At 39.5% G+C, this 1415-nt stretch carries 1 protein-coding gene; it reads left to right on the forward strand.

Annotated features, from left to right (window positions below):
* The first annotated feature begins 124 nt into the window (after positions 1 to 124).
* Entirely contained in the window at positions 125 to 1381 is a 1257-nt protein-coding gene (locus C1E99_RS09780; RefSeq protein ID WP_105207428.1) for an ISL3 family transposase, read from the forward strand.
* The last annotated feature ends 34 nt before the right edge of the window (positions 1382 to 1415 follow it).

The raw sequence follows: 1415 nt of genomic DNA on the forward strand, positions 1-1415 counted from the left end.
GGCTCTATAATTTCTGTAGTGGGTAAGAACACCGTGGAAATTATGGAGCCTTTTTGAATATAGAAAAAAGGTCCCATATGACCTATAATGAAAAGCGACGAAACTCACATTAGAAAGGGTTCATATGGAACAACTAAATAGTATCACAAATTTTCTCAGAATTAAAGACAAAAATATCACTATCACCAATGAATATGACCTAGGAACTCACTTAGAACTCCACGGTCACTTGGATTACACAGCCCCTAAATGCCCTTCCTGCAAGGGACAAATGGTAAAATACGACTTCCAGAAAGCCTCTAAAATCCCCTACCTAGAAACTGCAGGCTACCCTCTACTTATCCGCCTCAGAAAGCGTCGCTTCAAGTGTAAAGATTGCGGAAAAATGGCTGTCGCTGAAACTCCTCTTGTTAAGAAAAACCACCAAATCGCTGTCGCTGTTAACCAGAAAATCGCTCAATTACTCATCGAAAATCAAGCAATGAAACATATTGCACACAGGCTATCCATCTCAACATCATCAGTTATGAGAAAACTCAATGAATTCAAGTTTGAAACGGATTGGAATACCTTACCTGAGGTGATGAGCTGGGACGAGTATGCCTTCAAGAAGGGGAAGATGAGCTTTATCGCACAAGATTTCAACTCCCTAAATGTCATTGCCATTCTGGACGGAAGAACACAAGCAACCATCCGAAACCACTTTCTACGCTATCCTAGAAAGGTTAGAAATCGGGTCAAAGTGATTACCATGGATATGTTTAGTCCCTATTATCAACTTGCTAAACAACTTTTTCCGAATGCAAAAATCGTACTCGACCGCTTTCATATTGTTCAACACCTTAGCCGTGCTATGAATCGTGTTCGTATTCAAATTATGAATCAATTCGACAGAAAATCGCAGGAATACCGTGCCTTGAAACGTTACTGGAAATTGATTCAACAGGATAGCCGTAAACTCAGCGATAAACGATTTTATCGCCCTATGTTTCGAATGCATTTGACCAACAAGGAAATACTGGAAAAACTCCTGTCTTTCTCCGAGGAACTACGGCAGCACTATGAACTCTATCAATTGCTCTTATTCCATTTCCAAGAGAAGAACTCAGACCATTTCTTTGACCTCATCGAACAGGAATTAGCCACTGTTAATCCTATTTTCCAGACGGTATTTAAGACATTTCTAAAGGATAAAGACAAGGTTTTGAATGCCATGGAATTGCCTTATTCCAACGCCAAACTGGAAGCTACCAATAATCTCATCAAAGTCATTAAGAGAAATGCCTTTGGTTTCAGGAACTTTGAAAACTTTAAAAAACGGATTTTGATTGCTTTGAACATAAAGAAAGAGAGAACGAATTTCGTCCTCTCTAGGTGTTAGCTTTTCATCTACCCACTACAGTTGACAAAGAGCC

This window comes from Streptococcus suis, assembly GCF_002964045.1.
GTDB classification, from domain to species: Bacteria; Bacillota; Bacilli; order Lactobacillales; family Streptococcaceae; genus Streptococcus; species Streptococcus suis_U.